Here is a 23,176-nt window from a genome sequence, read left to right as displayed (position 1 = left end):
CGTTAGGTTAACGGTTATCGTTAGTAGCGATAAACGTTAACTATCGGAGGAACAGATGACTACAGCACCGTCCATACCCAGTCGGCGCAGAGGATTGAGGACAGCCGAACGAGCCGGGCTCATCGCAGTGCAGGTGATCGCTGGCCTCATGACCCTCCTGGTGCTGGGAGCCCTGGCGTTTTTCCTTGTGCTGGCCTCGCAGGGAAAAACTGAGTTATACCTGCCAGCTATTACCCCCGAAGGCTCACTCGCGGGGCTCGGGCCACAGGTCTCCGAGGCATACTTCGACTCGATCACCCTGAGCGTTGAGGGAGTCAGTGCTGCCGCGATGGCCCCCTATACGGCCACGATGAGCTTTGGCTTTATCTTTGTCGCAGCATCGCTGGTGTTCTTCCTCTACCTGAGCCAGCGTGTCTACAAAGCTAAACCCTTTGGCCGCCTCATAACCGTCGGACTGAGCATCATCGCCGTGTTCTTCGTTGCTGGCTCCTTGATTCTGCCAGCAATCTTTTCGCACGCTCATGCGGCCATCGTGGCGGATCTGGGCATCCCGCTCGCTGACGCACCGTTCACTACCGGCTATTACTTCGGCCCCATGGATGCTCTATCCCTGATCACTGGGATCTTCTGCGCACTGTTTGCCGGAGCCTTCCATATCGGTTCACGGCTGCAGCGCGACAATGAAGGGCTCATCTAGTGCCCCCCACCGAGTCGGAAGCCACCGGTATTCACTGCCGCCTCGACGAGCTCCTTGCCGAACGACAGATGACCCTTACCGAACTGGGGCGACGCGTGAACATGAGCATTGTTAACCTGTCGATTCTGAAGAATGATCGGGCACGCGCCATCCGATTCTCGACCCTCCAGGCAATCTGCGAGGTCCTTGACTGCCAAGTGGGTGACCTGCTGGAGAAAAGCACAAACCCTCCGCCAGCGGGGTAGGCTCAGGCGCTTCGGCGCAAGCCGACCATCCGAGCCAACCGCTCGGCGAAGGATGGCTGCACCCGCGGCCGCGCGCAGCACGCAGCCGTCGTTCCCGCCGTTGCTCCCGCCAAACGCAGCAGAAACCGGCAAACGCGCCATATATTATTGGCGCGCTTGCCGGTTTCTGCGGCGCTGGCGGTTTTCTGCAGCGCTAGCGGGTTACTGCGGCGCAGGCCAGGGTCGACGGCGCCGACCCTGGCGCAACAGCGTGTGCTCTACTTGGCGGCGCGGATAGCAGCCTCGAGGACGTCCAGCCCGTCGTTCAGCAGCTCATCACCAATCACTAGCGGCGGGAGCAGCCGGACCACATTGCCGTACGTGCCACAGGTCAGGATGATGACACCCTCCTGCAGGCACGCGGCAGCAATGGCCTTCGTCGCTTCCGGGTTTGGTGTCTTGGTCCCCGGCTTCACGAACTCGATGGCAAGCATCGCGCCCCGGCCGCGGATCTCACCGATGATCGACTCGGCCCCAAGATCCTCCTGCAGGCCCCGAAGCCGTGACGTTGCCAGCTCCTCGATAGCCTGAGCTCGGGCAACGAGATCCTGTTCCTGCATCGTCTCGATAGCGGCCAACGCGGCAGCGCAGGCCACCGGGTTGCCACCGAAGGTGCCGCCGAGACCGCCGGGGTGAACGGCGTCGAGCAGGTCGGCCCGGCCGGTGATTGCCGAAAGCGGCATGCCGCCGGCGATTCCCTTGGCCATGGTGATGATGTCGGGCACAACGCCCTCGTGGTCGACGGCGAACCAGGCGCCGGTGCGGCAGAAGCCGGACTGCACCTCATCGGCGATGAAGACCACTCCATTGGCCTTGGCCCACTCGGCCAATGCTGGCAGGAATCCTTCGGCGGGGACGATGAAACCGCCCTCCCCCTGGACGGGTTCGATGATGATGGCGGCCAGTGAACTGGCCCCGATCTGCTTCTCCATCATCGTGATGGCGCGCTGAGCCGCTTCAGCCCCGGTGATCGAGGGGTTTTCCTCGCGGAAGGGGTAGCTCATTGGCAGCCGGTAGACCTCGGACGCGAACGGGCCGAAGTCACCCGAGGGCCCACCCTTGTACGGCAGTGACTTGGCGGTCAGGGCCATCGTGAGGTTGGTGCGGCCGTGGTAGGCATGATCGAAGGCGGCGACGGCGGTGCGACCGGTCGCCAGGCGCGCCACCTTGATCGCGTTCTCGACAGCCTCGGCACCCGAGTTGAACAGCACAGTCCGCTTCTCGAAGTCGCCGGGGGTCAGCTCGGCCAGCTTCTCAGCCACGGCAATGTAGCCCTCGTAGGGCGTGACCATGAAGCAGGTGTGGGTGAAGTGCTCCACTTGCTCCTTGACGGCGCCGACGACGGCGGGATCCGACGCGCCAACGCTGGTCACCGCAATGCCGGAGCCGAGGTCGATGAACGAGTTACCGTCGACGTCGTGAATGATGCCGCCGTCGGCGTCGGCAACATACACCGGCACGCTTGAGGCAACGCCCTTGGCCACCACTGCCGCCCGACGAGCGGCAAGCTCGGTGGACTTGGGGCCTGGGAAGTCGGCGATGATCTTGCGCTTTTGCTCGAGCCGGAACTGCGGCTGGATCGCTTGGGTGGTCATAGTGAAACTGCCTTTCTAAACATCAAGCGCGCTCATGACGTGCTTGATCCGGGTGTAGTCCTCAACGCCATACATCGAGAGGTCCTTGCCGTAACCGGAGCTCTTGAAGCCTCCATGCGGCATCTCGGCGGTGAGAAGAATGTGGGTATTGATCCAGACTGCGCCGAAGTCGAGGTCCCGGGACACCCTCATGGCGGTGCCATGATCGGTGGTCCAGATGCTCGACGCCAGCGCGTACTCGACGTCGTTGGCCAGCTCGACCGCCTCGTCCTCGGTGGTGAACTTCTGCACGGTGATGACCGGGCCGAAGGTTTCCTGCTGGACAATGTCGTCGGTCTGGCGGGCACCGGTGACGATGGTCGCCTCGTAGAAGTAGCCCTTGTCCCCGGAGCGCTTGCCCCCAATCTCGACCTTGCAGTGCTCAGGAAGGGCGTCCATCACCGCATTGACCGAATTGAAGTGGTTGATGTTGTTCAGCGGGCCGAAGTAGTTCTGGGAGTCGTCGGCGTTGCCGGTCTTGAGCGTTTCGGTGTGCGCCACCATGGCGGCCACCAGGTCATCGTGGACCGAATCCTGAACCAGCACCCGGGTGATCGCCGTGCAATCCTGGCCCGCATTGAAGAACGAGAACTCAGCGATCGCTGCTGCGGTCTTCTTGATGTCGGCGTCGGCGAAGACGACGGCGGGGGCCTTGCCTCCCAACTCAAGGTGAGCTCGCTTGAGCGACTTCGCCGCTCCGGTGGCGACGGCGATACCGGCGCGGACCGATCCGGTGATTGAGACCAACCCGGGCACGGGATGGTCGACCATCGCGGCCCCGGTTTCCCCGGTGCCCAGCACCACGTTCAACACCCCCGGTGGAAGGATGCCCTGGGTCAGCTTCGCCAACACCAGGGTGGACTCGGGTGTGGTGTCGCTGGGCTTGAGGACCACCGTGTTGCCGGCGGCGAGCGCAGGACCGATCTTCCAGATGGCCATCAGCAGCGGGTAGTTCCAGGGTGCAACCTGGGCGACTACCCCAATGGGCTCGCGACGGATATAGGAGGTGTGGCCCTCGACGTATTCGCCAGCGGACTTCCCTTCCAGCAGGCGAGCGGCGCCGGCGAAGAACCTCAGCTGGTCGGCACCCACGGCCACTTCCTCGGCGGCAATCAGATCGCGCACCTGCCCGGTGTTGCGGTGCTGCGCATCGACCAGTTCATCGCTGGCCGCCTCAAGCGCGTCGGCGAGCTTCAGCAGCATGAGCTGCCGCTGGCTCGGGGTGACGTGCTTGAACGTCCTGAACGCTTGAGCGGCCGCTGTCATGGCGGCGTCGACATCCGACTTCAGCGATACTGGCGCCTTCGCCACGACCTCGCCATTGGTGGGGTTGACGATGTCGAGCAGCTCGGTGCCAGCCGGTGTGACAAACTCGCCGTTGATAAAGTTTTGGAGGGTGGTTACCACGGTATTCATCCCTTTTCTATGATGGGCTGACGGATCACTGCGGATCCATCACAGCGTAAATCCATTGCTGACCCTACGCCTCCTCTTATTCCCCGGCCTAGGGTGATGCGCACAACAACCTGGGGCGCCTGTCATGCACCCGCACAGTGTCACGGTCCTATAGTTGAGGCATGGCCATCACCCTTCCCACCCTGCTTACGGCCGCCGGCCTCGGTCTCCACACCGTGGGGGCCGCCGTCGTGCCGGACATCCCCATCCAATGGGTCGCGGTAACCGAGCTCGAGGATCCTCTTCCATTCCTCAGCGGCGGCGAGGTGGTGCTGACCACCGGCCTCCGGCAGAAAACGACGACGGCGCAGCGCTCCTTCGTGCGCCGAGTCCATGAGTCGGGGGCGCTGGGGATCGGCTTCGGCACTGGGCTTGGGCACCGGCAGGTCCCCGCCGCCCTGGTCGACGAGGCAGATTCCCTGGGGCTGCCCGTGTTCCGCGTCCCCTATGAGACCCCGTTCATCGCCATCGGGAAGATTGTCGCTGACTCGCTCTCAGCCGACCACTACTCCAGGCTCGAAAGCCTGTTGAAGGGTCATCAGGTTCTCGCGTCGGCCCTGCTCGGGGAGGGTGGCCTCCCCCAATTGCTGCGGGAGCTTGCCACGATGCTCGGCACCGACGTCGTGCTGTCCCAGTACGGCGCCCAGCTGTTCAGTACTGAGACGACCGGAGGAGCCGGGTCTGGCGCCCCCGGCGGCCACTGGCATCGGCTCCCGGTGGCCACCGGCCTGAAAGACCGCTGCACGCTTGCCATCGCGGAGCCTTACAACCCCAACGCCATCGTCGCCTACGCGCAGAGCCTGATCAGCGTCGAGTTGAGCAACCAGGCCCGACGGCGGGCCAGTGAACGCGCAGTGGTTGGGCAGCTCTGCCAGGACGTGGTCCGCGGCACCCTGGCAGGTCCCGACGCCGTCGCGCGCCTGGGTGGCGCTGGCATCGACACCGCACTGCGCCAGGTGGTGGTGATCGTCGAAGTGGCCTCCGGGCAGCGTCGGGCGCTGCGAACCCTGCCGACACCGGCAGGGTTCGCGTCGGGAGTGGAAGCGCTGGTTGACGAGCGGTTGGTCATCGCCGTTCCTGACGGTGATGGACCCGTTCTCAGTCAGCAGATGGGCGCCTACCTCCACGGTGCCGGGCTGACCGCGAAGGTGGGGTATGGGGGTGCCTATGCGCAGGCCAGCGGCTTCCGCTGGAGCTATTTCGAGGCGCGGGAATCGTTAACTAGGGGCTTGCCCGTGAACACCCCTGACCGGCTGAGTCTGACCTCCCTGCTGATGGCCAGCGAGGATGTGCCACTCGCCGATCTCGCTGCTGAAGCGTTGGATCCGGTCGTGGCGTTTGACCAGCGCCATCACGCCGAGTTGATGGTGACGCTTGAGCGGTACCTGATGCTGAACGGGTCGGTCGCGGCGGTCGCTGAGGCGTTGCAGCTTCATCGGAACACCGTGCGTTACCGGTTGCAGCAGATCCAGGACCTGAGCGGCTACGACCCGGGCATCACCGCCGACCGGGTTCACCTGTACCTCGCCCTGAACGTGCGGGGGCTCCGGTAGCCGGGCAGCGGCGACACAAATTGTCCGAAAAGTGCTGGTCTTTCGTCAGACGGCGTGGTCAAATTACGTCAGCCAGACAGCACCGCTCCCAGCGTCGCGCATCCGGCGGATGCCGCTCAAGGGGGACTTGAGGGCCTTTCTCAAGGAAGAGACGTGGTCTCATGACGCACCGTAATCGACTGATGACCTTCGGCACGTGTGCCGCACTGATCGCTGGTTCTACCTTTCTAGCTGCCTCACCCGCAGTAGCCGCGCCCGCCTCGGCCTCCTGCGTTGCTGCTCAGTCTGCGCTGGGGGCTGCCCTGGACTCCGCGTCAGTGGACATCGGCCTGGCCTACGATCTGAAAACCGCGCTGGCCGCCATCGAGGCCGCTTCCGAGGCACTCGATCAGGCCTGGATAGACGCCGACATCGCAGCAGTTCATGAATACGCAGCGTACGACGCCGCGATTGCAGCCTTTGACACGGCGGCGATGGCACTGGAAACAACCCAGGCTGCTCTGGACGCGGCACAGACCGCGAAGTTCCTCGCCGATGACCGTGTTGTGGCTGCCGCGCTGGCGCTCGCTGACGTGGCAGACGGCGACGACGTCGCTCGCCTCGCCGCTGAAGCAGAGCTCGCCGCCGCCCGGGCCTTCCAGGTCGAGGCGACAACCGTGCTGGCTGCACGGCAGGCGGAACGGGACACAGCACCCGAGGCATTCGCTGCGGCTGATGAAGCGCTGATGGAAGCACAGCTGGCACTGGAAGATGCGCTCTACACCGAAGCAGTAGTCGCGGCCGAGAACACCTACTACGCCGCAATCGAGACCATCGAAGCAGTTCTTGCCGCTCTGGGCGGCGCCGGCACCGGCACCAGCATCGAAGAGGTCCAGGTGCTGGTGAACGCTGCGCTCGCTGCCTGCGCTGCGCCGGGAACGGGAGAGGGTGCCGGCGAGGACTTCGAGGTGCCGGTTGTCGTTGTCGCACCCACCGCCCCGGCGGCGCCCGGCCCGATCGGCACCGGGACCACTGCGGCAGCCGGGAGGGGTTTGAACATCCAGACCGCAGCTGCTGACCCAGCACCTGACACTGCAGGCGCCCTGACCTTTGGCGGGGCGGCGGGAGCGGCGTTGGTGCTTTTGTCAGGTGCTGGCGTGTGGCTCCGCCGCTCCACCCGGGCCTGAGCATGCGCGGCTGGCGGGGCCCCCCGGCCCGGTGGACCGGTCTGGCGCTGTCTGCTGCCCTGATCGTTGCCGCTACGTCGGTGGCGGGCGAAGCCTCATCTGAACCTGTCACGTTCGACCGCCAGACCGTAGCCGCTGCCTTCGTTCCAGTCCAGCCGGCCGAACCGCCAGCGGCAACGGCAACGGCTGCACCATCGGTTCCCGCCCCGGAACCAGCCGCGTCACCGCCTGGCTGGCTCACTGTGGAGGCCGCAGGGATCGACCAATCAATCCTGCCCCTCACCCCCTCGGCGGAGGAGCTTGCATCACAGTCAATCGTGCCGCCGTTGACCGAGGATGCCTACTGGCTGACATCCTTCGGGACACCCGGGCTGGCGTCGGAAGACACCACCTACATCACCGGCCACAGCTGGGAGGGCCGTGACGCCCCCTTCAACCGACTGAGCACCGACGCCAACGTGGGCGATTCGATTGTGCTCACCACCGAAACGGGTGTTCTCGACTACGTCATCGATTCGGTAACCACCCACGACAAGAACACCCTGAAGGACAGCGAGATCTGGAATATCGTGCCCAACCGTCTGGTGCTGATCAGTTGCTACACCGAAGACATTTGGGGCAAAAACGTGGTCATCACGGCCAGCCCTGCGGGCAGCGTCTAGAAGTCGTGCCGGTTCAGTACATTGCGGTTACCGCGTCCGGCGTTGCCCAGACGCTTGAGCCGCTGGGCGGACTTGACCGATTCCTTCCGGCTACGGTCCGGGCTGCTGCCGATCGCCTTCAGCATGAACAGGACCGGCTGACTTACCGTGCGGCTCACGCCGTATTCCGGCTCATGGCGGCTCGGCTGCTCGGTGCAACCCCGTCGGAGGCCGCCGCGCTGCCGGTAACACGCTCCTGCCGGACCTGCGGCTCGGGCCTGCATGGCAAACCGGCCATCGAGGGAGTGGAGCTGAGCCTGTCCCGTTCCGCGGGCTCACTCCTGGTGGCCTCGGCTCCCGCCGGGCACCCCATCGGTGCCGATATCGAGCACATTCCCGACGCCGTCTTCGACGGGTTCGACGCCTACGCCCTCTCGGTTCCGGAGCGGGAACAGCTCCGGGCCGACGACGTCGATGCGCGGCTCCAGCTGTGGGTCGCCAAGGAGGCGGTGCTGAAAGCAACCGGGCATGGGCTCAGCATCGAGCCCTCCACCTTTTCCATCGCAGGCAATTCCTGCACGGGACTGGCCGCTGCGGAGCACCTGAAACTGACCTGGGTCGGCCCACCTGTTGGGTATGCTGCGGCGATCGCTGCGCCCGCCGCTTCGGAACTGGCCGCAACGGAGCTGGTCCAGTTGACGATGGTCCAGTTGGTGTAGCCGAGCAGGAACCAGGTGACCTGCAGGCGCCCAGCTATTTACCGGTCGCGTGGTCGAGGCAGTACGGTGTCCACGGCCGGGCTTCAAGGCGTCCGCCCGCAATCATTTGGCCGCAGCTGGCACACACGCCGTAGGTGCTGGCGTCGAGCCTTGCCAGCGCGGCTTCAATCTCTTCGGCCCTGCCTCGTGCGTCCCGGGCCAGAGCTGACATCTGTGAAAGTTCAGCGGCGATGGTGGTCCCCTCGGGGTCGTGTTCGTCGTCGACGTTTGAATTGTCCCGGGCCGCGCTGACCGAGCGGCTATCGGCATCCAGTGCGGCGAAACTCGCGCGGGTGCGGGCGAGCTCCGCGCGCAGACGCGGACGGTAAGGCTCAAAGTCTGTCTCGGCTGCCATGGCGCAATAGTACGGTGTCACCGGCCCCGGTCGACGACATAACGGGCGAGTGATTCGGTTGTCAACCCACCCGGGTGGAGCTCCATCTGGTAGTCCAGTCCCATGGAAAGGGAGAGCAGTCGACCACCGCTAATATTTGCGGGAGATCAGGACCTGTTCAATTCTTCGGAGTCGACCAGCGAATCGTCTATCCTAATAACTGCCGGCGTCCCGCTACCTGGGATTGCCGCTCGGCTGAGAACCGCCCGGCCAGCTGGCGGCGCGGCAAGAACGACAGGGACTTATGGTTGAGCGGTGCATTTCCACAGCAAACAGCAACGGTGCGACCCTGTGCACCCCGTACCTTACGGAACTCCCAATCACTGGTGCTGCCATCTCGGTTTTCGGCGGAGCCGTTCAGGAAACGATCTGCTGCAGTGATGACATTGCGCGCAGGCTCGATGAGTTGCAGTTCGAACTTGGGGAGGGTCCCCGCTGGGAAGCAGCCTCAAGTCGAGTCCCGGTACTGGTCCCGGATACCGCAGAAAACTTGCACACCCGGTGGCCTGTTTTCGGTAACGCGGTCCGTGCCACAGAGGTGAAGGCGATGTTCGTCTTTCCCCTTGTTCTTGGCGCGATCGATATTGGAGTCGTCGAGCTGTACCGGACGAACCCAGGCAAGCTCAGCGGAGCGAACGCTGCGGCGGCGGCGGTCCTCACCGATCAAACCTCGTGGAGGTTGCTGCGTCGGATGTTGTCCAGGGAACCCGGCCACGACGAATCGTTTGGGGGCAATGACGACACCTCACTATCGCGCCGCGAGATTCACCAAGCCACCGGAATGGTCCTGGCGCAGGCGAACATCACAGCCACTGACGCTCTCCTTCTGTTGCGGGGATACGCCTTCGCCGAGGGGCTCCAATTAAAAGAGGTAGCAGCTGCGGTTATCGAACGCCGGCTGGACTTTACGCCGAAACCTCAATAGCGGAGTAAACTCTATTCATGGTGACTTCGACCCGCGCAGAACGCGTCAGCGCTGCTTTCGTAAAGATCGCTGACACGCTGGTCGACGACTACGACGTTCTTGATCTTCTCCATGCTCTCGTGGAGGAGTCGATCGACATTCTCAACGCGACTGCGGCCGGGCTATTGCTCGTGGACCAGCACGGCGAGCTCCAGGTCCTGGCGTCCACCAGCGAGGAAAGCCAGCTGGTCGAGGTACTGCAGCGCGAAGCTGGCGCTGGACCCTGCGTCGAGGCTTTCCAGACCGGAAAAGTTGTCACGGTTGACAATATTGCCGACCTCGGTGACCGTTGGCCCGATTTCAAGCAGGCAGCCCTGTCACAGGGATTTCGTTCGGTACATGCCATCCCCATGCGGATACGAGGCAGGACAATCGGTGCCCTCAACCTTTTTGGTGTGGATGCTGGCGCACTGTCCGTGGAAGATGCAGCGATTGGGCAGGCACTCGCCGACGTTGCCACGATCAGTATTCTGCAGGAGCGCGCGGTACGCGAAGCCGGGGTCATCAATGATCAGCTCCAGCGCGCCCTGACCAGCAGGATCCTGATTGAACAAGCCAAGGGCGTGGTGGCCCAGTTGAGCAATGTCGATATGCATGAATCGTTTACCCGGATCCGCAACCATGCCCGCCGGAACCACCTCACGTTGCACGACACGGCGACCCAGATTGTCGATCGGTCGTTGTCGCTGTAGCCAGCCCGTAGCAGTCGCAGGCAGGCGTCAGGCAGGCGTCAGGCATGCATAGTGCACTTTAACTGAAAATGCGTTGTCAGGTTGCCGTCAGTTAGCCGATGTACCTATCCGACTCACTGACCGCGGTTTAGCTACCATATGGTCACCTTCCAAGCGTCGTTTGACTGTCTCAGAACTCATTACTCATATACCTCCCCGAAATACCGACGATCTTGAGGATTCGCTGCGCTGCCTCAGCTTGTGAGTTGGAACCGGATGAGTAAAGAACGTCCAGAGGGAAGAACCTTTTCGCAGCGAGAGATGTTAAAAGAAATCTGCCCCGTCCGGATACTTCCATGGAATGTTTTTCCACTCAACACGGCGCCGGGGTCTGGGGCAGTACACTCACTGTAGACCCTCGCAGGCAGCGCGTCTATGGCTGCTGTGGTCTATCTGCTTCCACAGTTTCAGGGGCTGCCATTGTCCGGCGGATATCGTCGAACACCGCCCGCGACTCACGCAGCCAGGGGAGCCCCACAAATACGTGGAAGGCACCCGGGTACCGGTTGAACGCTATGACGCGGCCGGTGTCACGCATCACCCGATCGAACGCGATGGCGTCGGCCATGCAGATGTCCCGGCTCCCCTGATAGAGCGTCACGGGCGGGAGCTCAGCCAATGCGGCGGGCGGGGCGAAGATCGGGCTCAGCAGCTGATGTTTGGGGTCCTCGCCTGCCGCCCACCATTTTCCCGCCTCGACTGCGCCTGGAACCGCAAGCATGGGATCGACCCGGTCGTACTGCGGAATGGCTGGGTTTGTGCCTGTGACGTCCAGCCAGGGCGAGAAGAGGATCAGGTGGCCCGGCTGTGGCAGGCCGAGAGCCGCGAAGTGCAAGGCCTGGCCGACCGCCAACCCGCCGCCCGCCGAATCCCCGGCCAGGACGACGTCGTCGGCGCTCGTTGTTGAGAGCACCAGTTCGTAGACGGCGGCGAGATAGTCGTAGGTTTCCCTGAAGCTGTGTTCGGGCGCCAACCGGTAGAGCGGCACAGTCACCGTTGCCCCGGTGGCCCTGATGAGCGCTGCAATGATCCACCAGTGCGGGCGGGCCAGTTCGTTGATGTAGGTCCCACCATGGGTGTAGATGATGTGGCGTCCGGGGCCCGCCGACCGGGGACGTAGGGTGAGGGTGCGGACGCCGTCGACCGCCAGCTCCTCGACGGTGCAAAGCCGCCGCAGGGCTCGGGGCAACGGCGCCGGAGTGGGGTAGGCGCGCTGCAGGTACCGGGCCCGCATCCATTCGAGCGAGTTGTAGTGCCGTTTCGTCGAAGTCCAACCCAGCAAGGCGTTGACGACTCTCATGGGTGCGCTCGCTGCAGGTTCGGCGGCCGACTGGGGGGTAGGGCTCATAAGCTCAACTTTGCCACGAGCCCGGCCCCGGGCTGGCCTTGGAGCTCGCCCTGATTCTAGCGACAGGGTCTGGCACGGGGCCTGGCGCTGGGGTGCGCCGGTCCATAGGGTATGAGGATGGCAAACCCATCGCACACCAGCCTCCAGCACAGCTGGCAGGGCGAGGACGACCCCGGCCGGCTGGACACGGCCACCATCAACCTCGAATCCGACCGGCTTACCGCTCACGGCACCTCCAGGACCACAGATTATGCGGTGAGCTGGGCGCTCGCCACGACGTCGGGATGGGTGACCCAGCGGCTCACCGTCACCGTCCATGGCCAGGGGTGGAGCCGTCACCTGGAACTGGTGAGATCGGAGGACGGCCACTGGTCCAGCGATACGCAGAGCTCCGGTGCCGTCGATCTCCCCCCGCCCGGGATCACGGATCCCGATGGACTGGCCGCTGCGCTGGATTGCGATCTGGGCTTGTGCCCGGTGACCAACACGATGCCGATCCTCCGACTCAACCTGGTCTCGGACGACGACGCGCCGGCAGACGAAACCGAACTCACCATGGCGTGGGTTGAGGTGCCGAGCCTGCGGGTAATCCCCAGCGCTCAGGTGTACAGCCATGTGCGACCGGCGCGGCCCGACAGTCCTGCGATGGTGTTGTATAGCTCCGGCAACCGCGGATTCACTGCCGAGCTGACTGTCGACGACGACGGCGTGGTGGTCGACTACCCCGGCCTGGCCCGGCGGATACGCTAGCTCCAATCAGTCGGGGCAACGCCATTTGACTCCACATTGGGAGCCTGTGCTGGGTAAACTCAGACTGGCCGGGATTGCAGCTGGCACGGACCAACCACGCGCACCCCGGACAGTGAGGAACCCATGACCAACGCCGTCGACGTTGCCCTGATGATCGATTTGCTCGGGGTCTTCTTCTTCGCGGTGTCCGGCTCTCTCCTTGCCGCACGCAAAGGCTTTGATCTGGTGGGTTCCCTGCTGCTGGCCTCCCTCGCCGGATTGGGCGGCGGGGTGGCTCGGGACCTGATCATCGATACGGTCCCTGCGGCCTTCTCCAATCCCTTCTACTTGCTCCCACCGGTGCTCGCGACCCTGCTGGTGTATTTCCTTTTCTCCGGCGTCGAACGGGTCAGCAACCTGCTGGTGGTGTTCGACGCCGCCGGCCTGGGCCTGTTCTGCATCACCGGCACGGTGAAAGCGCTGGAGTTCGGGCTTCACCCGGTGGCGGGTATCCTCCTCGGCGTGACCACGGCAGTTGGCGGTGGCCTGCTACGTGACGTGGTGGCCAATGAGGTGCCCCAACTCTTCGATCCCCGGGACATTTACGCGCTTCCGGCCATGCTCGGGGCCGGTCTGACCACCCTGCTGGTCAGCAACGGCTGGTTCAATGTGGCGACCGGCGGCGTCGTCGCTGCATTGGTCTTCACCCTCCGGGTCCTCGCATGGCGCTTCAGCTGGCGGGCGCCGCTGGCAGTCCTGGGCTGGAAGCGCTCGGGCACTGCATAAGCCACCGCACTGTGGGGGCTAGGATGGATGTATCCCCCAATCCCACCCCTGGAGTTTCAATTGACTGAGCTATTCCTGGACAAATTCCGTGCCCTGGTTCCGGCGTACTTCGATGACCAGTGGTCGGCGGAAGATGGCCTGTCGAAGGAAGAACTTCAGGACCTCATGGAGGACCAGGATTTCGATCTTCCCCTCGCTCTGCGCGACTTCTACCTCGCCGTCGGGGCCGTCGAAGACATCATGGAGGCTTACCACTTCTTCTGGGATCCCGATGAGCTCACGATCGAGGACGGACACCTGCTTTTCCTCGAAGACGAAGAGGAAAAGTACACCTGGGGTATCAGGGTGGATCAGTTGGATGTCCCCGATCCCATCATTTGGCGTCGGAACAACGCTCGCGGTACCTGGAAGAGTGAAGAGGGCACGTTCAGCGAATACGTTCTCGACATGTTCGAGTGGGTGTTCGAGGAAGACGCGGTCGAGGAGTGACCGAGTGGGTGCGGCATGCTCCTGACAATTACCGGTGCCCCTTCTGCGACCTCGCCGCCGGGGATTTCGCAAACCCAAAAAACCTGTGCGAGCCCGGCGACCTGATCTACTCAGATGACCTGGTGTTGGCGTTCATTGCCTCCCACGGCTTCGACCCGCAACCCGGCCACGTGTTGGTGACTCCCCGGGCCCACTTCGAGTTGCTCTATGAGCTGCCCGACGACGTCGCCGCCCGCATCATGATCGTCACCCGCGACATGGCGGTCGCCATCAAGCGGGCCTGGTCACCTGACGGCATCTCCACCCGCCAGCATAATGAGCCGGCCGGCAGCCAACATGTCTGGCACTATCACCAGCATGTGCTCCCCCGCTGGCACGACGACGGTTTCTACTTCACCCCGAAGCGACCCGTCGTTGATCCTGAGGTGCGGGCCAGGAAGGCAGCCGAGCTGCGCGCCTGCCTATAGCGTGCACGGCGCTGCGCTGTCATGCCGCGCCTTCGTGCCTCCTTGGCTGTGCTGATTTCCCCGAGTTGCGAAGTCCCACATGCGTATCCCGGCCCGGCACAACGGTTGCCCGCCGATTTCCGGTCCACTACCTGGGGCAACCTGCGCGGCACCGGCGGATTTCCCTGCCCGAAGACCCCACCATCCAGCAATTGACAGAAATTTCTGACATACCCTTGTGACCCCGAGCACACCTGATATAGGATTTGTGTAATTCCTATATTAAAGGTGCTCGATGTTGCAGACCCATCAAAGCTTTGCTGTTACAGATCTTCACCGGCTCGCCGTTTCGATCCTCGTGTCCTCCGGTGTTCCGTCCGACGACGCTGACCTCACCGCTCGATCACTTGTCCAGGCAGACCAGCGAGGTATCTTCTCGCACGGACTGTTGCGTCTCCCCCTTTACGCGGAAGCGATCCGACTCGGCGGGATCAACCCAACACCGACCCTGTCCTACTCTTCGAAGGCCAATGCGGTGGCCGTGCTCGACGCCGACGCCGCACTGGGCCAGGTAGCCATGCAATCGGCCGTCGACAAGGTCCTCGAAATGGGTCGAGTCCAGGGGATCGCGGCTGTTGCTGTGCAGAACAGCAGTCACTATGGCGCCGGTGCCTTTTGGAGTGACCAGATGGCCTCAGCCGGATTTCTCTCCTTCATCACCTCCTCCACCGGCCCCGTCGTGGCACCCCATGGCGGCACGACCAAAGTATTGGGAACAAACCCGCTGACGCTCGGGGCGCCCGCCTCCGCCGACTGGCCCCTCACCGCTGACCTGGCCACCAGCAATGGGGCCTATGGCAAAGTGATCGCCGCTCGAAACGAGGGACAGCAGCTTCCAGAAGGCTGGGCTGTCGATACCGATGGAAACCCCACTACCGATCCCGACGAAGCCGCCGCCGGCTCGATGATTCCTTTTGGTAACCACAAGGGATCGGCTGTTTCAGTGCTTCTGGAAGCCTTCGCCTCCTCATTGACGGCAGCTACCTACGCCTACGAGACCGTTGACATCTGGTCCAGTCCATCATCGCGGATGAATAACGGACACCTCATCGTGGGTATCAACGCCGAGGCGTTCACGAGCCGCAGTCACACCGAAGCAAGAGTTGCAGACCTCCAGCAACGGGTCCGTGACGCCGGTCCGGCGAGCCGTGAGATACACGCTCCTGGCGATCCAGAGCGTAGCAAGGAGGGTGCGGCCGCCACCTCGGTCCGCCTTCCCGTATCCACAGCGGAACAACTTCGTGAACTGGCACTCAAACTTTCTCTGAACATCAACATCTAATCCATACCCACAACGAAGTATTCCCGGAAGGAATCCAGCAATGAAGCTCGAAAACTCCACGCCCACCAGCCGTCGTCGTTCCACCGCCACGATCGGTCTCGCTGCCTGCGCAGCGCTCCTACTGTCAGGATGTAACGTCGGCACACCCGTGGACCGCGACGAGGTAGGCCAGGCCGATACTGATGCCAAGACACTGCGCCTTGCCCATGTCTACGAAGCAGGGCACCCTGTAGAAGAATGCGGTGTCGCAGCGCTCAAGGAGGAACTAGAGGGTAGCGGTATTCAGATCGAGAGTTTCCCTGCAGCCCAGCTCGGCAACGAGTCAGAGTCCCTGGAACAAGTAGCCTCTGGCGCGCTGGACATGGCGATCGCTGGCCCGTCCTTCCTCGGCGTGTGGGAAGAGGATGCGGCTGTGCTTGACGGCGCCTACCTGTTTGAAGACGTCGACCACTTCGAGGAAACCGTCGAGGGCGAATCCATGGCAACCGTCTTCGATAACCTCTATGAAAGCTCTGACATCCGTGTTCTCTCAAGCTGGTATTACGGTACCCGTCACGTAACCGCCAACACGGAGATCAGTGAGTCTGCTGACTTCAACGGTCTGAAGATCCGTACCCCTAACGCACCGCTGTACCTCGAGAACATCGCGGCTATGGGCGGCACCGCCACACCGATGGCACTGGACGAGGTTTACCTCGCCCTGCAGCAGGGAGTCATTGACGCCCAGGAAAACCCCATCCCAACCATCTCAACGGCCAAGTTCAATGAGGTTCAGGACTACATCAACCTCACCGGACACATGATCCAGGGGGTCATGATCACCACCGGACGCACCGTCTACGAGGGTTTGACCGATGACGAACGTGAAGCACTAGAGGGCGCGATGGCTGTCGCCGCCGATGACACTCGCGTGTGCATCGAGGAGCAGGAAGAGGGCATCCTCGACGAATGGCGCGCGGGCAACGGGATTCAGGTGAACGAGGACGTCGACCGCGAGTCCTTCGCCGCCGCCGCCGAGGAAGCACTCCTGCAGCAGCCCTGGGGTGAGCTGTATCGAGAAATCAAGGACGCCCGATGAGTTCAGACTCTTCCAGGGCTGGCGCCCCTAACGAAAACAACATTGCCACCGGGGCCCATGTTCCTCACGAACCCGATCTGCCGGACTTTGCCGAACAGCGCAGCAAGCTCTACCGGGGCTTGGTGAATGTTGAACGGATCGCGTGTTGCACGCTCCTGGTGTCCTTGCTCGGCCTGATCATGCTGCAGGTGGTGAGCCGTTATGTGTTCAATACACCGTTTAGCTGGACTGAGGAACTAGCCAGGTTCATGCTGCTCTGGTTCACGTTCGTCTCTGCCGGTTTTGTCATGGCACGGCGGATTCACATCGCCGTGGATCTCTTGGCCAGCAAGTTGGGTCGAACCGGAACGATCGTCCTGGATACGTTCGCCCTTCTTACCGTCCTGGTCACCGCTGGCGTGCTGGCCGTCGCGGGGGCCGAGTTTGCATCCGGCGCCAACCGGCTCCAGGCTCCCGCTACGGGCCTGCCAATGAGTGTGGTCTACTTTGCGGCCGTCACCGGTTTTGCGCTGATTTTCCTGCATGCTGCCCTGCACATTTTCCTCAACATCCGCCACCCCGAAGTTGTCCCCGATGCCATGGAGAACCTCGAACGGGAAGCGGCCTAGGACACGATATGACCCTTCTCATCATGCTCATCGCTCTGCTGGTGCTGCTCGCCCTGCGCGTGCCCGTCTCCTTCGCTCTTCTGATCCCGTCAGTGGCCTACGTCATCATGGACCCGACCGCACGGATTGGTACAGCGGTCCAGCAGACTGTTTCCGGTGTCGATAGCTTTGCTATCCTCGCCGTCCCCATGTTCATCCTCCTCGGGAACCTTGCCAATGTATCCGGGGTGACCGACAAGCTCTACGATGCAGCCGTCGCGGGTATCGGGCATCTCCGTGGCAGCCTTGGCTACGTCAACGTGGCGACGAGTTTTGGTTTTTCGTGGATGAGCGGTGCAGCTATTGCCGATGCCGCTGCCATGGGGCGGGTGCAAGTTCCAGCTATGGTTCAGCGCGGCTACTCCCGTGAATTTGCGCTGGGGGTGACTGGCGCTTCGAGTCTCATCGCACCCATGATTCCGCCGAGCATTCCGGCGGTCATCTACGCAGTCACCGCCGGGGTTTCTGTGGGGGCCCTTTTTATGGCTGGCATCCTGCCCGCTCTGGTGCTGGTATCAGCCCTCTGTTTCACGGTCTGGATTCTTATGCGGAAGCAGAACCATCTGCGCCTGCCAAAGTCGACCTGGAAAGTGCGTGGCCGCACCACGCTTGCAGCTCTTCCAGCAATGGGATCGGCGGTTGTCATTCTGGGCGGCATCCTCAGCGGCGTGTTTACCCCCACCGAAGCTAGTGGGATCGGCGTCGTTTACATCTTCATCCTCGCCATTGTGTACCGCGCGCTCACCTGGCGGAAGCTGTACCGTACCCTGCTAACGACGGTGGAAACTTCCGGCTCAGTGCTCCTGATCGTGGCTGCCGCTGCGTTGTTCGGGTGGGTGCTGGCTCGTGAACAGGCACCCCAGGTGGCAGCAAACCTCATCCTGCAGATCACCGATCAGCCCATTGTGTTCCTGATCCTGGTCAACGTCCTGTTGCTGATTGTTGGCTGTGTTCTGGAGCCCACGGCAGCAATCCTGATTCTCGTACCGGTTTTGCTTCCCGTCGCGGAAACCTTCGGTATCGATCCGATCCACCTCGGCATTATGGTCATCTTCAACCTCCTCATCGGGCTGATCACGCCCCCTGTGGGGCTGGTGCTTTTCGTCCTGTCGAGCGTCACCCGCATACCAGTGCCGACGGTTATCAAGGGAATTCTTCCCTTCTTCATCCCCATGGTCGCCACTCTGCTCGTCATAACCTTTGTCCCGGCGCTCACCGTTGGATTGCCCACGCTACTGGGCTTCCTCTAACCCCAACTGTCTGCAAGACCTGAACCTTTAGGAGTTCCTATGTCCCGCATCACCTCAGTGCGCACGTCCGATGTGCGCTTTCCAACATCCCTGGACCTGTCAGGGTCGGACGCCGTCAATGTCGACCCTGACTATTCAGCCGCCTACGTTGAAGTGGTGACAGACTCCGGCGAGCGGGGCTACGGTCTGGTCTTCACCTGTGGGCGAGGCAACGAGATCATCACTGCCGCCATGGACAGCTATGGGGCGCTTTTGATCGGCCAGGACACCGATGAGCTGGTCAACAACCTCGGCGACGCCTCCAAACGGCTGATCCACGATTCGCAGATGCGCTGGCTCGGTCCCGAGAAGGGTGTTTCCCACATGGCCTGCGGAGGCCTGATCAACGCTCTCTGGGACATCCGCGCACGCCGAGAGAACAAACCCCTCTGGCTCTTGCTCAGTGAGATGCAGGTCGAGGAACTGGTCAGCGCCGTTGACTTCACCCACATATCCAACGCCCTGACCCCGCAGGACGCCACCGACCTTCTTCAGCGTGGACAGGAGGGCAAGCAGGAACGGATCGCCGAGCTCAGGCAGAACGGCTATCCGGCGTACACCACTACCCCTGGCTGGCTGGGGTATAGCGACGAGAAGCTTGTGCGTTTATCCAAGGAAGCAGTGGCTGATGGATTCGGCATGATCAAGCTGAAGGTTGCCGGGAGCATTGCCGATGATCGACGTCGCCTGTCGCTCGCCCGGGAAGCAGTTGGCCCGAACGTCCGGATCGCTATCGACGCCAATCAGCGGTGGGAAGAACAGGATGCTATTGACTGGGTCAACCAGCTGCAGGACTTCAACCCGTACTGGATAGAGGAACCCACCAGCACCGACGACATCCTGGCCCACGCCGCCATCCGGAAGGCTGTCCACCCGGTCAAGGTGGCGACGGGCGAGGCGGTGCAAAGCCGGATCATCTTCAAGCAGCTGCTTCAGGCCGGTGCCATCGACATCATGCAGATCGACTCGACTCGCGTCGCGGGTGTGAACGAAAACATCGCCAATCTCCTGCTCGCAGCAAAGTTCGAGACCCCGGTGTGCCCACACGCGGGTGGTGTGGGCCTGTGCGAACTGGTGCAGCACTTCTCATTCTTCGACTACGCAGCAATTACCGGAACCATGGAAGACCGAGTCATCGAGTTCGTTGATCACCTTCACGAGCACTTCGCTGAGCCCGTCATCGTGACCGGTGGACGCTATCAGGCGCCGAAGCGTCCGGGTGTGGGTGCTGAGATGCTGGACGCCTCGACCACTCGGTGGACCTTCCCTGCCGGCGCTGGCTGGCAGGAACTCAACGCACGCTGATCTGCAGATCCACCCGAAGGAGAACCATGACCGCTATCACCCTCCCCATCGCAGTCACCACCGAGGACGTCGACCACGCGGCCCGGGCTGCGCATCAAGCCTTCTTGCACGTTGCTACTGAGGCCCCCTCCCTCAGAGCCAACAGATTGACCGCTGTCGCTGCTGCACTACGGGCCCACGCCGGCGAACTCGTTGAGCTTGGTCAGGCCGACACGCACCTGGCACCCGCCAGGCTTCAAGGCGAACTCAAACGCACCGCGTTCCAACTAGACCTTTTTGCCGAAGAGGTCATCGCTGGCATTCCATTAGATGCGACGATCGACCATGCCGATGCTGACTGGGGCATGGGCCCTCGACCTGACATCCGCCGGGTCAATGTTCCCCTGGGGGTAGTCGGAGTGTTCGGTGCGTCCAACTTTCCGTTCGCCTTTAGTGTGATCGGCGGAGACTCCGCCTCGGCGTTGGCGGCTGGATGCGCGGTTCTTCACAAGATCCATGGAGGGCATAGAACGCTCGCCGTGCGAACAGCCGAGATCGTCACCGAAGCTCTCCGGGAGAGCGGCTCGCCAGACCACCTGTTTTCGGTGATCGAGGGCAGAACCGCGGCCGAGGCACTGGTGGACCATTCGCTGGTGAAGGCTATTGGCTTCACCGGGTCCACGGCTGGCGGGCGCGCGCTTTTCAACAGGGCCAGCTCACGGCCGGAACCCATCCCGTTCTACGGCGAGCTCGGCAGCATCAATCCGGTCTTCGTGCTCCCCCAAGCGTGGGAAAGCCGTTCGCAGTCAATCCTCACCGGCTATGCCGCATCGTTCACCGCCGGGATGGGACAGTTCTGCACCAAACCAGGGGTGCTGTTTGTTCCTGACACTTATTCAGAGGAGGACCTCCGCGGCGTGCTCGAACCGGAGTTGGGACATGCAGCGTTGAGCGAGCTTCTCACGCCTGGACTGCGCGAATCCTTCGGTCACGCTCGTGATGAGGCGGCCGCCCACGATGGAGTCACCGCCCTGATTCCCGGATCGGATGACCTGGTACCTGCTCCTACCGTTCTGCTTACTGACAGCACAGTGGTCGCTGCAAATCCTGAAATCCTGCACCTGGAGATGTTTGGACCGGCCACCCTAGTGGTTCGGTATCAGCAACCGGAGGAATTGCCGGGCCTGGCAGTTCTGATGGAGGGTCAGTTGACGGCGTCTATCCATGCGGACGACGCCGACGATGCTGCGTCGCTCATCGACGCGGTCACCGGTATAGCGGGCCGGGTGCTTTGGAATGGGTGGCCGACGGGGGTGACCGTCTCGTACGCACAACAGCATGGTGGGCCATACCCGGCCACCACCTCCCACACCACGTCCGTGGGGACCGCAGCGATCGGTCGCTTCACCCGGCCCGTCGCCTACCAGGACTTGCCCGACCGTGAGCTACCCGTCCCCCTCCAAGAGGCAAACCCGTGGAACGTTGCCCGCCGCGTCGACGGCAACGTCGTCGTCGCACAGTCCCAGTCCCAGTCCGGGAGCGTTGAAGGATGAGCGGCTTGCTGCCCGAGGACGCTAGCGCCGCCCTCCTGGTTGGACGCCTCTGGGACCCAGCGACCGGGGGGCCACGCCCGATCATGGTGGATGGTGACACGGTCGTCGATTTGTTCGACTTTGCCACGACGGTATCTGACCTCCTGAATCGTGAAGATACGACTATGCTCCTCGAGCACGTCCGTCAGTCGGATGCGCAACGCTGGAACCTCGCCGAGGTCATCAGCGCGACCTTCGAGAAGGCTGATCCTGACTCGATGAGCGGTGCCTCACCATCTCTGCTGGCACCAGTAGATCTCCAGGCTCTTAAAGCCTGCGGTGTCACGTTCGTCGACAGCATGATCGAACGCGTCATTGAGGAACGCTGCGCGGGTGACTTCACGCTGGCCGAACAGATGCGCACGCTGGTGCTGGATGCTCTCGGTGGGAGTCTTGAAGGACTCCGTCCAGGATCCGTCGAGGCTTCCCGGGTGAAGGCGGTACTGGTGCGCGAGGGATTCTGGTCCCAGTACCTGGAAGTCGGCATTGGACCGGATCCCGAGGTCTTCACCAAGGCCCCGGTCCTATCCGCAGTTGGCACCGGGGCTGACATCGGTATCCCGGGGTTTTCTTCCTGGAATAACCCCGAGCCAGAACTGGTACTCGTGGTGGACAACCAGGGCCGTATCCGCGGCTGCACCCTCGGCAACGACGTCAACCTTCGCGATGTCGAAGGCCGCAGCGCCCTGTTGCTCGGCATGGCGAAGGACAATAATGGCTCGGCAGCGCTGGGTCCTTTCGTGAGATTGTTCAACGATTCTTACACGCTCGACGACGCACGCCACGAGAGCATCCAGCTCACGGTTCGCGGGGCCGATGGGTATGTCCTGACCGGAACCAACAGCGTTCAACGGCTCAGCCGCCCGTTCGAGGAACTTGTCGGTGCGGCCTACGGCAAGCATCATCAGTATCCCGACGGGTTCGTGCTATTTACCGGGACATTGTTCGCTCCCAATGAGGACCGCGAAACACCGGGGATGGGATTCACCCACAAGGCCGGCGATGTCGTGGAAATCGGTAGCGATCGGCTGGGTAAACTGACCAACATGGTGAAACCCACTGAAGATCTGGACCCGTGGAAGTTTGGAATCGGCAGCCAACTCAGCTACATCCTCGCTCAACGAAACACTCACCCGGCTGGTGGGAGATGACCAGTTTTTCCTCCTCGGACGTTGAACACCGCGGGAGATCCGGGGCACACGTGTATTGGAGACTTCGAGCGAAGATCCTGGACCTGCAGCTCCCGCCGGACGCCAAAATAAACATTGATGCTCTTGTTCGGGAGCTCGGTGTGTCTCAGACTCCCATTCGTGAGGCCTTGAGTCAGCTTGAGGGCGACCGGTTGATCGTCAAGACACCCGGCAAGGGTTACCGCACGACGGCGCTACTTGAGACAGCAGAACTTCGGGAGTTGTTTGAATTTCGTCTGCTGATCGAACCGTGGGCGGCACGGGCGGCCGCCGTCAATCGTCTCAGCAACCCGGCGCGCATCCTTCACGCATCCCTTGACGAGTTCGAGGCCGGCGCATCAACCGACGGCAGTATTCGTCACCAGCTGGTAGCGCACGACACCATGTTTCATGATCGGATCCTTTTGGCCAGCAGCAACGAGTTCGCCCTGCATGCCTACCGAGCGACTCACTGCCACCTACACCTTTTCCGTCTCCATCCAGCCGATTATCAGGGAACCAGCACAGTGGAGGAACACCGAGCGATCGTTGATGCCATCGCACTGTGCGACCCCGACGCTGCGGAATCGGCCATGCATCGACATTTGATCGGTGCGTACCACCGCTTCGCGGAAGCCTTCTCTCAGGAAGATTCCGAGCTGAGAGTTCCGCCGCCAGCCAAGCTCTGCTGACCATCCAT

Annotated in this window: 24 protein-coding genes; 20 read left to right on the top strand and 4 right to left on the bottom strand. The window is 62.5% G+C overall.

Going from position 1 to position 23,176, the window contains the following annotated elements:
* The first annotated feature begins 55 nt into the window (after positions 1–55).
* Together ACX80Z_RS05340 and ACX80Z_RS05335 are read left to right on the top strand one after the other, a co-directional pair.
* Entirely contained in the window at positions 56–697 is a 642-nt protein-coding gene (locus ACX80Z_RS05340) for a hypothetical protein (RefSeq protein WP_459315137.1), read from the top strand.
* Positions 697–942 carry a helix-turn-helix domain-containing protein gene (locus ACX80Z_RS05335; RefSeq protein WP_459315136.1) on the top strand — a complete coding sequence of 82 codons (246 nt, stop codon included), beginning with the start codon at positions 697–699 and terminating at the stop codon, positions 940–942. Before ACX80Z_RS05340 ends, ACX80Z_RS05335 begins: the two co-directional genes overlap by 1 nt.
* Before the next feature lie 257 nt (positions 943–1,199).
* Here the strand turns inward: ACX80Z_RS05335 and gabT are convergent, their stop codons facing one another.
* Both gabT and ACX80Z_RS05325 read right to left on the bottom strand, forming a co-directional pair.
* Positions 1,200–2,576 (bottom strand): 4-aminobutyrate--2-oxoglutarate transaminase, encoded by a 1,377-nt coding sequence (gene gabT, locus ACX80Z_RS05330; RefSeq protein ID WP_459315134.1) that lies wholly within the window; start codon positions 2,574–2,576, stop codon positions 1,200–1,202.
* A 15-nt stretch (positions 2,577–2,591) separates the two neighbouring features.
* Positions 2,592–4,031 (bottom strand): gamma-aminobutyraldehyde dehydrogenase, encoded by a 1,440-nt coding sequence (locus ACX80Z_RS05325; RefSeq protein ID WP_019481793.1) that lies wholly within the window; start codon positions 4,029–4,031, stop codon positions 2,592–2,594.
* A gap of 161 nt (positions 4,032–4,192) precedes the next feature.
* Between ACX80Z_RS05325 and ACX80Z_RS05320 the strand changes: the two genes are divergently transcribed.
* From ACX80Z_RS05320 to ACX80Z_RS05305, 4 genes are all read left to right on the top strand, one after another.
* Complete coding sequence (locus ACX80Z_RS05320) at positions 4,193–5,623, top strand: PucR family transcriptional regulator (protein ID WP_459315133.1); 1,431 nt, start codon at positions 4,193–4,195, stop codon at positions 5,621–5,623.
* Positions 5,624–5,784: 161 nt separating this feature from the next.
* On the top strand, positions 5,785–6,789 hold the full coding sequence (locus ACX80Z_RS05315; protein ID WP_459303897.1) for a hypothetical protein: 1,005 nt from the start codon (positions 5,785–5,787) through the stop codon (positions 6,787–6,789).
* On the top strand, positions 6,762–7,451 hold the full coding sequence (locus ACX80Z_RS05310) for a class F sortase (protein WP_459315132.1): 690 nt from the start codon (positions 6,762–6,764) through the stop codon (positions 7,449–7,451). Before ACX80Z_RS05315 ends, ACX80Z_RS05310 begins: the two co-directional genes overlap by 28 nt.
* Before the next feature lie 5 nt (positions 7,452–7,456).
* Positions 7,457–8,149 (top strand): 4'-phosphopantetheinyl transferase family protein, encoded by a 693-nt coding sequence (locus ACX80Z_RS05305; RefSeq protein WP_459315131.1) that lies wholly within the window; start codon positions 7,457–7,459, stop codon positions 8,147–8,149.
* Between the two features lie 34 nt (positions 8,150–8,183).
* Here ACX80Z_RS05305 and ACX80Z_RS05300 read toward each other — a convergent pair whose 3' ends face one another.
* Positions 8,184–8,543: a TraR/DksA family transcriptional regulator gene (locus tag ACX80Z_RS05300; protein ID WP_459315130.1), complete on the bottom strand. Its 360-nt coding sequence runs from the start codon at positions 8,541–8,543 to the stop codon at positions 8,184–8,186.
* A gap of 283 nt (positions 8,544–8,826) precedes the next feature.
* Between ACX80Z_RS05300 and ACX80Z_RS05295 the strand changes: the two genes are divergently transcribed.
* A complete protein-coding gene (locus ACX80Z_RS05295; RefSeq protein ID WP_459315129.1) occupies positions 8,827–9,507 on the top strand; it encodes a GAF and ANTAR domain-containing protein in 681 nt (226 codons plus the stop codon).
* Positions 9,508–9,524: 17 nt separating this feature from the next.
* Positions 9,525–10,238 carry a GAF and ANTAR domain-containing protein gene (locus ACX80Z_RS05290; protein WP_019481800.1) on the top strand — a complete coding sequence of 238 codons (714 nt, stop codon included), beginning with the start codon at positions 9,525–9,527 and terminating at the stop codon, positions 10,236–10,238.
* 412 nt (positions 10,239–10,650) lie between these two features.
* Here the strand turns inward: ACX80Z_RS05290 and ACX80Z_RS05285 are convergent, their stop codons facing one another.
* A complete protein-coding gene (locus ACX80Z_RS05285) occupies positions 10,651–11,625 on the bottom strand; it encodes an alpha/beta hydrolase (protein ID WP_459315128.1) in 975 nt (324 codons plus the stop codon).
* A gap of 117 nt (positions 11,626–11,742) precedes the next feature.
* Between ACX80Z_RS05285 and ACX80Z_RS05280 the strand changes: the two genes are divergently transcribed.
* From ACX80Z_RS05280 to ACX80Z_RS05225, 12 genes are all read left to right on the top strand, one after another.
* Positions 11,743–12,375: a putative glycolipid-binding domain-containing protein gene (locus ACX80Z_RS05280; RefSeq protein ID WP_459303902.1), complete on the top strand. Its 633-nt coding sequence runs from the start codon at positions 11,743–11,745 to the stop codon at positions 12,373–12,375.
* Between the two features lie 123 nt (positions 12,376–12,498).
* A complete protein-coding gene (locus tag ACX80Z_RS05275; protein WP_459303903.1) occupies positions 12,499–13,140 on the top strand; it encodes a trimeric intracellular cation channel family protein in 642 nt (213 codons plus the stop codon).
* Positions 13,141–13,200: 60 nt separating this feature from the next.
* Positions 13,201–13,629 (top strand): hypothetical protein, encoded by a 429-nt coding sequence (locus ACX80Z_RS05270; RefSeq protein ID WP_019481804.1) that lies wholly within the window; start codon positions 13,201–13,203, stop codon positions 13,627–13,629.
* The gene (locus tag ACX80Z_RS05265; protein WP_459315127.1) at positions 13,626–14,096 is read left to right on the top strand and encodes an HIT family protein; all 471 of its coding nucleotides are present in this window, start codon (positions 13,626–13,628) and stop codon (positions 14,094–14,096) included. The genes ACX80Z_RS05270 and ACX80Z_RS05265 overlap by 4 nt, the downstream gene beginning before the upstream one ends.
* A 274-nt stretch (positions 14,097–14,370) precedes the next feature.
* Positions 14,371–15,417, top strand: a complete 1,047-nt coding sequence (locus ACX80Z_RS05260) for an Ldh family oxidoreductase (protein ID WP_459315126.1) — start codon at positions 14,371–14,373, stop codon at positions 15,415–15,417.
* A 40-nt stretch (positions 15,418–15,457) separates the two neighbouring features.
* Positions 15,458–16,495 carry a sialic acid TRAP transporter substrate-binding protein SiaP gene (locus tag ACX80Z_RS05255; protein WP_459315125.1) on the top strand — a complete coding sequence of 346 codons (1,038 nt, stop codon included), beginning with the start codon at positions 15,458–15,460 and terminating at the stop codon, positions 16,493–16,495.
* Entirely contained in the window at positions 16,492–17,103 is a 612-nt protein-coding gene (locus ACX80Z_RS05250; RefSeq protein WP_459315124.1) for a TRAP transporter small permease, read from the top strand. The genes ACX80Z_RS05255 and ACX80Z_RS05250 overlap by 4 nt, the downstream gene beginning before the upstream one ends.
* An 8-nt stretch (positions 17,104–17,111) precedes the next feature.
* Entirely contained in the window at positions 17,112–18,392 is a 1,281-nt protein-coding gene (locus ACX80Z_RS05245) for a TRAP transporter large permease (protein ID WP_116779012.1), read from the top strand.
* Positions 18,393–18,431: 39 nt separating this feature from the next.
* On the top strand, positions 18,432–19,736 hold the full coding sequence (locus ACX80Z_RS05240; RefSeq protein ID WP_459315123.1) for an enolase C-terminal domain-like protein: 1,305 nt from the start codon (positions 18,432–18,434) through the stop codon (positions 19,734–19,736).
* Positions 19,737–19,762: 26 nt separating this feature from the next.
* On the top strand, positions 19,763–21,268 hold the full coding sequence (locus ACX80Z_RS05235) for an aldehyde dehydrogenase (NADP(+)) (RefSeq protein ID WP_459315122.1): 1,506 nt from the start codon (positions 19,763–19,765) through the stop codon (positions 21,266–21,268).
* On the top strand, positions 21,265–22,458 hold the full coding sequence (locus tag ACX80Z_RS05230) for a fumarylacetoacetate hydrolase family protein (protein ID WP_459315121.1): 1,194 nt from the start codon (positions 21,265–21,267) through the stop codon (positions 22,456–22,458). The genes ACX80Z_RS05235 and ACX80Z_RS05230 overlap by 4 nt, the downstream gene beginning before the upstream one ends.
* Positions 22,455–23,168 (top strand): GntR family transcriptional regulator, encoded by a 714-nt coding sequence (locus tag ACX80Z_RS05225; RefSeq protein WP_116779016.1) that lies wholly within the window; start codon positions 22,455–22,457, stop codon positions 23,166–23,168. Before ACX80Z_RS05230 ends, ACX80Z_RS05225 begins: the two co-directional genes overlap by 4 nt.
* The last annotated feature ends 8 nt before the right edge of the window (positions 23,169–23,176 follow it).

It is taken from the genome of Arthrobacter sp. TMT4-20, from assembly GCF_054510775.1.
The sequence above is the reverse complement of the archived record's forward strand: the minus strand, read 5'-3'. Positions and strand labels throughout refer to the sequence as shown.